General features: G+C 35.0%; 3 protein-coding genes and 4 tRNA genes. 2 read left to right on the top strand and 5 right to left on the bottom strand.

Going from position 1 to position 7,304, the window contains the following annotated elements; all coding sequences use genetic code 11:
- Window positions 1–87 precede the first annotated feature (87 nt).
- The 4 genes from HOG71_09790 to HOG71_09775 all read right to left on the bottom strand — a co-directional run bounded on the left by HOG71_09790 (window position 88) and on the right by HOG71_09775 (window position 1,864).
- Window positions 88–172: transfer RNA gene (locus HOG71_09790), tRNA-Leu, on the bottom strand.
- Between the two features lie 550 nt (window positions 173–722).
- Window positions 723–796 (bottom strand) — tRNA-Arg (locus tag HOG71_09785).
- A 91-nt stretch (window positions 797–887) separates the two neighbouring features.
- Window positions 888–962: transfer RNA gene (locus HOG71_09780), tRNA-Pro, on the bottom strand.
- 813 nt (window positions 963–1,775) lie between these two features.
- A tRNA-Ser gene (locus tag HOG71_09775) sits at window positions 1,776–1,864 on the bottom strand.
- Window positions 1,865–1,982: 118 nt separating this feature from the next.
- Between HOG71_09775 and HOG71_09770 the strand changes: the two genes are divergently transcribed.
- Both HOG71_09770 and HOG71_09765 read left to right on the top strand, forming a co-directional pair.
- Window positions 1,983–2,957, top strand: a complete 975-nt coding sequence (locus tag HOG71_09770) for a polyprenyl synthetase family protein (GenBank protein MBT5991126.1) — start codon at window positions 1,983–1,985, stop codon at window positions 2,955–2,957.
- Between the two features lie 259 nt (window positions 2,958–3,216).
- A complete protein-coding gene (locus HOG71_09765) occupies window positions 3,217–7,005 on the top strand; it encodes a gliding motility-associated C-terminal domain-containing protein (GenBank protein ID MBT5991125.1) in 3,789 nt (1,262 codons plus the stop codon).
- Window positions 7,006–7,019: 14 nt separating this feature from the next.
- Here the strand turns inward: HOG71_09765 and HOG71_09760 are convergent.
- The coding region (locus HOG71_09760) for a DUF3276 family protein (protein ID MBT5991124.1) at window positions 7,020–7,304 on the bottom strand (285 nt) is incomplete at its 5' end.

The raw sequence follows: 7,304 nt of genomic DNA, 5'->3' as shown, positions 1-7,304 counted from the left end.
AATAACAATAGGTATCAATGGAAAAGCTAAAGAGTAGACATAAAAAAATCCATCCGATTGATTTCGAATGGATTAGAAGTTAAATTGTGCCCAAGAGGGGAGTCGAACCCCTACGCCCAAAACAGGCACTAGGCCCTCAACCTAGCGCGTCTACCAATTCCGCCACCTGGGCAAATAATTGCGATTCTTGAATGATTTTATTGCAATTTTTGTGTGCTGAAAGCCAACAAATAAAAAAAACAAAATGTATATGTCCAACACAAGAACCAACGGTTTTTCACTTAACAAAATTAGTACATCTAATATTTATAGCAATATTATATTTATGGAAAGATTAGAATTATTCTAGAGAATAATTGTTTGTACAACAAAATTCAGCTTTAAACAGATTGATTAGCAGGAGATAGTTTTTAAATGTCGTACAATATTGTCCATTTTAATTCTTATTAGAAAGATCAAATAAGAAGCATTCTATTAAATGTAATTTAAAACAAACAAAAGACAGCAAAACGAGATTGGTGTCATATGTTTGAAAGCAAACGAGTGACACTTTAAAGTGTTTATCTCCGAATCTGTTGGACTAAACTTAATTTAAGCTCAGTCCAATAATAAGTCCAACGGAAAGTTGCATTTATCTGCATTTATTTGCTCTTTGTTAAAACAAAAAAACCCTGCAAATCGTTGGCTTGCAGGGTTTTTCGCTTTTTTGCGTTGTTACCTAGTGATCCCGGAAGGATTCGAACCTTCGACCCACAGCTTAGAAGGCTGTTGCTCTATCCAGCTGAGCTACGGGACCTAATACATTGCGGATTGAGGATTGTTAAATTCGGATTAATGATTTTGGTAATTCTTTCGCAATCAAAAATCCGCAATCAATAATTCATTTGTCGGGGTGAGAGGATTCGAACCTCCGACCCTCTGCTCCCAAAGCAGATGCGCTAACCGGGCTGCGCTACACCCCGAAGTGTATATTCCAAATTATTCTGGAAATATTTTGTCAATCTTTTAAATAACATTGATTCCTTAGTTTCCTCATCCACTTTAATTTGATGGCTTTTGCTTAGGGGTGCAAATATATATAAATTACCAATTACAAATCAATAATGTTCTGGAATTAATTTCTTAAATAATAATTGCCAGACTTGTCTTGTTATATTATTGACGATTAATGAGCTTAATTATACTTAGGAAGCAGTTTTGTTATGCTATTTCTTTTCTCGTTAACGATCAGTGTTATTTGAATTTCAGTTAGCTCAATTGATATATTAATTATAAAAGGCAAAAAATATAAAATTCAGGATTAGGGAGGTATTGGGATCAAAAAAAATGAGTTTAGGCTGACGGGCGTCAGGCCTAAACTCACCAAAAAACTACTCTTCTCTTCACGACAAATATAAGACAATATATGTATGTAAATACAAAATTATTTAAAAATATTTCTTTAATTGAGTGGACTTATGTGCATAAAAAGGTCTTTTTTACAGGCTTAATAATGTTTAGTAACTGCTCTTTTGTAGAATTAAGCTATAATACTAAGTGTGATAGTTTCCTGAAATGATCGCAATGCTCTTTACATTTTTTAACTAATCCTAACTATTAAGTGAATACGTAATCGCAATAATTAGGATTAACTTTTTTGATCCCTTTTAGGTGGTTCGTCAAAGCTGAAAAATGATCGCTTCGCTCATCCATTTTTGTTTCCATTTCAAATTACAAACAAGTTTGCATTTGTTCTGAAAACAAAAATGCCCCTTTCGGGGCATTTTTCAGCTTTGCGGAGAGAGGGGGATTCGAACCCCCGGTACCTCGTTAAAAGTACGGCAGTTTAGCAAACTACTGGTTTCAGCCACTCACCCATCTCTCCAAAGCGGGCAGCAAAATTAAGAAAATATTTACTATATCTTTTCACTCTATTAAATTTTTCGAGCAAAATTAATTTATTATTTTTACCCCTTCATTAATAAGTAGTTAAACAATTGATTATGCAAAGCTTCAACGAACTTCTAGAGCTCGTTTCAAATAAAATTGAAAAGTTAAAATATCAAAAAGAACCCAGAGAACTTTATGAACCGATAGAGTATATTCTGGCTTTGGGAGGCAAAAGAATCAGGCCAGTTATTTGTTTGATGAGCTGCGAGATGTTTGGTGGAAAAATTGATAAAGCTCTTTATGCTGCTATTGGTATGGAGATGTTCCATAATTTCACCCTTGTTCATGATGATATAATGGATGATGCTGATGTTAGGCGTGGAAAGCCGACTGTTCATGTTAATTGGAATGATAACAGAGCTTTGTTATCAGGAGATGCAATGATTATTCTGGCAAATCAATTAATGATGAGAGTTGATGATCATTTATTACGTGATGTTATGGCTTTGTATAATAAAACAGGTTTGCAAGTTTGTGATGGTCAGCAACTGGATTTGAATTTTGAAAAAAGGGATAGCATCCGAATGGATGAATACATGAAGATGATTGAACTTAAAACAGCTGTATTATTGGCTGGTTGCTTACGATTGGGAGCTGTAATTGCTGAAACATCTGATGTCAATAAAGACCTGATTGAAGAGTTCGGTTGGAATTTGGGCATTTCTTTCCAAATTGAAGATGATTTGCTGGATTCGTTTGGTGATTTTGAAAAATTTGGGAAAAGCATTGGTGGAGATATTTTAATTAATAAAAAAACGTTCCTATTAGTTAAAGCCATGGAAATAGCAGATAAGGATACGAGATTAAAAATTGATCATTGGTTAAATTTGAAAGAATTTGATAAGTCAGAAAAAGTAAAAACGTTTATATCAATTTATAATAAATTGAATATTAAAGAGATAGCCTTGGCTGAAAGTAAGGTTTATTACGATAAAGCAATCGATGCATTAAACCGGATTGATATTCTTCAAGAAGAAAAAATACAAATGGTTCAATTTGCTAAAATGCTAATAAGTCGGGAGAACTAGCTCGAAAATGAACATTAATCTGTTCATGCTATATGTGGCATGAAATTTTCGGGAATAGATTGAATATTCAGTCAACCTTTTGGTGGATTTTATCGTCTTTATCTTAAGAATTAACATTACATAATAATCTGAGATAGATAATTATCACATTAGCATCTATTTGCATAAATTTGAAGTAAGTTGATTGGGTTATGTAAATATCATATTTTAGAATCATTTGAGCATATTTAAGCCATATATTAGTTTTATCATTCTTTTGATGCTAACTGTTTCATCAGCTAATGCAACGCATTTGATGGGTGGAGATTTTAGCTATGAATACAAAGGCAAAGTTGGTTCTAGATACCAATATGAAATCACGATTGAAATGTATCGCGATTGTCAGCAAACAGTTCCGTCAACACCTTTCGATACCTATATTGAAGTAGGAATTTATTATAACAATGCAACAAAAAGTCAATATGATGTTGTTGGGATAAATTTGGGAACTGAATCTGTTATTGATCCACCTTCAGGTGGTAGTAATTGCTCCTGGAAACCCAGTGTTTGTATTAGAAAAGGAGTTTATGTTAAAACTATACTTTTACCAGCAAGTACAACCGGATTTCATTTAACGCACATTAGGTGTTGCCGAAATAATTTAAACAACATATTGCAGGATATTGGACAAACCTATTATGTGTTTATTCCTCCCAATTCCTATTTCGATAACTCACCTACATTTTCAGGTGTTCCAACTCCTTATATTTGCGCACAGGATACAGTGAATATTTCCTATGCAGCAACAGATGCTGATGGTGATTCCTTGTCTTATTCGCTAGTGCTTCCTTATGCAGGTGGCTCAGATAATGATCCAATTCCAACTCCAGCATGGACCTTAGGTCTTCCAATTCCTGGTGTAACCTATGCTGCATCACATAATGTATTTAACCCATTTGGTGTGGGTGGTGTATGTACAATAAACCCAAACACAGGTTTGGTAAAAGTAATGTGTCCTCAAGCAGGTTTATATGCCATCGCTGTCGAGGTTAGTTCATTTCGAAATGGTTCTCTCGTATCTATTGTTCGAAGAGATATTGAGTTAATTGTATTAAACTGCCCTCCAAACCAGCTGCCACAATTGGCAATTTCGGGTGGTATTACTTCGTATGCTGTAGATGAAGGAAATGCTATTTCATTTGATATTCCGTATACAGATTCTGATAGTATGTATTTTAAAGCCAAAGGAGGTATATTTGGCGGAGTTTCAGTTCCTGCTCCATATGCAACTCTTTCGCCGGCACAAGGTAAAGATACAGTATCATCTACTTTTAGCTGGAATACTTCCTGCGATCATGGAAAAAACACACCCTATTTTTTTACTGTTGAAGTTGAGGATAATGGTTGTCCATATAAAACGGCTATAACGATATTCCAGATTTTTGTCATTCCATTTGAAGGACCTGATAGTATTTCCGGACCAACTAATGTGTGCGAATACGATGATAGTCTTGAATACAAAGTACACGGATTATCAGCGAATTCATTAATAAATTGGACAATTAGTGGAGGAAGTATATTGAGTGGTATAGGCACAAATACCGTAAAGGTAAAATGGGGTAGTGCAGGTGTTGGTACACTAAAAATATACGAAACAAGTCAATATGGTTGTGGGCCTGAGCTTGTTTCAAAATTTGTAAATATTCATCAACTTCCTATAGCAGAAGCTGGAAACAATGTTTTTCTTTGTAGTGGAGATACTATTTTGTTGGGTGATACAAATGCAAATCAAAATCATATTTATTCCTGGCATACAGCTAATAATTTAAGTGATAGCAGCTCTTTTACACCATTGTTTAGCATGCAAAATCAAACAGGCACTCCAATTGTTTTAACATATTATCTTAGTGTGATAACGGCTAACAATTGTGAAGCTTTCGACTCAATCATAATTACCGTTTATCCCCAAGCGCAGCTATCCTCAATTTCCGGCCCACTTAGTCCATGTTTTTTGGGAACATTTCCTTATAAGGTTACAAACACAAGTTCTTCAGCATACTATTGGTCTGTTGAAGGAGGAAGTCAGGTTAGTGGATTAAATACGAACGAAATAGAAATTCACTGGACAGATACTTTTCAGGGGAAGTTGGATGTTTATGAGGTCAACCAATATGGCTGCTATAGCGACACCCAAACAGTAGATGTCGTTATTGTTCGTCCCGATGCTCATATTTTCGGTCCTGCTGTTGTTTGCCCCAATACAGTACATGTCGATTATTGGGTGAAATATAGATCTGGTTCAAATTACAACTGGTTTGTTTCTGGTGGAACACGAGTTGATAATAACGGTAATGGTCCTGCTATTGAAGTCAGTTGGCCCGATTCAGGAATGGCCATGATTAAAGTAGTAGAAACAACATTGGAAGGTTGTATTTCCGATACTGATTATTTCCCTGTATTGATTAGTTATCGATTACAAACCTCAGATATTTCGGGAGACACATTTGTTTGTGCATGGTCGAAAAACGAAGCCTATCAAGTGATGAATGTAAATGGCTCAACCTATGATTGGTGGATAGATGGTGGCTGGATAGTTAATGGAAATGGACGAGCTCTTATTCATTCAGATTGGGGAACAGATGGACTGGGAATGCTGAAGGTATTGGAAACCAGCTATGATTCCATAAATGATAAGTATTGCTATGGAGATACCGTATATCAGCCTGTTGTCATTAATCCATATCCGATAACAACGCCAATTTCAGGACGAAAAGATGTTTGCGAGTTGGATACAGTTGCCTACCATGTAAATGGATTTACGGGTTCGATTTATTACTGGACAATAAGTGATAGTTCAATAGCATTTGATGGACAGGGAAATGATAGCATTGTTGTTTATTGGCAGACACAGGGAGATTATACGCTAAAGGTCGTAGAGCTCACCGTTGATAGTTGCTATGGCGATTTTATGGATACTATAGTTTCTGTTCATCCCAACCCAACAACAAGTGAAATCAGTGGTAATGGTTTTATCTGTTATCCGAATAATAAAAATATACTTTATCAGGTAACTGGCTTTGCTGGATCAACTTTCAATTGGGGGATAATAGGTGGTTATTTTCCTAGCACGAATGGAAATCCGCAGATTGCAGTAGATTGGACAACTGTGAATGTGGGCACTTTAAGTGTGCAGGAAACAACCGAATGGGGCTGTATAGGATCAGTGATTACAAAAAATATTCAGGCTGATTCTTTAGCACCTATCATGGAATTGGTTACTACACGTCCACTAAACGATTTAGATATTCAGGTTTTTTGGGATATGAAAAATGATTTTCATTTTACCAAGAAGGTAGCCTTGTTTAAGAATTCAGTAAAACAAAATAATTGGACTTTTGTTGATTCATTTTCTTCAGTTCAGCGAGATTTTGTTGATCAAATTGTAAAAACTCACGATCTTTCCTATCAGTATAAAGTGGCTGTTGAAAATCTTTGCGGAGAAACTTTTTACAGTTATCCTCATAATTCCATTTTGTTATTGGGTGAAAAAATAAGCGATTTCGATCTCAAATTGAACTGGACTTCCTATGTGAACTGGCCTGAAGATGTAGAACGATATAATATATACCGAAGAGTTAATTCTGAAAGTATGTATAAATTGGTTGAGTCTACTTCAGATACAAGTATCATATTAGAAGCCGGACTTAATGGAATTCACCAGTGTTTTCGGATTGCTGCTGTGAGAAGAGGGAAGGAAACTATCATGTCATGGTCAAATGAAGCCTGTTTTGAATTTGAACCTGTTTTACATGTTCCTAATGCATTTAGCCCTAATTCTGATGGTGTGAATGATTCATTTACTGTTATCAGTGCAAATATTGCAGTTTTTGAAATGTCTATATTTAATAGATGGGGCGAAATGGTGTTTCAAACATTTGATAGATATGATGGATGGGATGGGATGTTTAAAGGAAAACCTGCACCTATCGATGTATATGTAGTGGTCATAAAATATCAGGGAAATACTCCAAAAATGACCTATACAGGTAATATTACTATAATCAAATAAAACAGAACCAATACTTATTGCTTTGGCTCTTCTTTGCTTTTATCTTCTTCCAGTTCAAAATCTTCTGATCCGAAGTCAACCTCTCCATTAAAGTCTTCCATTTTATCATACAAATCAAATTCGTAATCAGGAAGAAGCTCTGTTTTTACATGATCGATGGTCTCCTGAAGGGCAGTCAAAAATTTATTAAAATCTTCTTTGTATAAAAATATTTTATGTTTAATGTAATAATTAGGATGTTTAAAATCACGTTTACTCTCGGTAATCGTCAGATAGTAATCATCGTTTTTAGTGGTTTT

The sequence above is a fragment of the Bacteroidota bacterium genome (genome assembly GCA_018698135.1).
In the GTDB taxonomy this organism is placed as follows: domain Bacteria; phylum Bacteroidota; class Bacteroidia; order CAILMK01; family JAAYUY01; genus JABINZ01.
This window is presented reverse-complemented; position numbering and strand designations above follow the sequence as displayed.